The organism is Pseudomonas sp. IT-232MI5, assembly GCF_949767845.1.
In the GTDB taxonomy this organism is placed as follows: Bacteria; Pseudomonadota; Gammaproteobacteria; order Pseudomonadales; family Pseudomonadaceae; genus Aquipseudomonas.
On sequence record NZ_CATKQE010000045.1, the window covers coordinates 1 to 300 of the forward strand.

Sequence of the window (300 nt, forward strand, 5' to 3'; positions counted from 1 at the left end):
GTGCGCACTTCATCATCACCGCCGCCCGCCATTTCCACCACGTTCTGGCTGGCCGAACCATTGATGATGTACACGTCGTTACCGGCGCCGCCGTAGAAAGTCGTGGTACCCAGCGACGCGGTGAACACGTCGTTGTAGTTCGAGCCCACGATGTTTTCAAAATCGGAGAACGTGTCGCCCTGGGCGTCGCCACCCAGACCGGTGCCCGCTCGCGCAGTGGTCATGGTGATGTTCACGGCCTGTTCCGACTGCGAGTAGCTCAGCATGTCGATGCCGTTGTAACCGTCGAGGTTGTCGGCG

General features: G+C 60.7%; 1 pseudogene. It reads right to left on the reverse strand.

Annotation, left to right across the window (positions count from 1 at the left end):
- Positions 1-300, reverse strand: a pseudogene (locus tag ACM6JQ_RS20820) (calcium-binding protein); the annotation flags it as partial.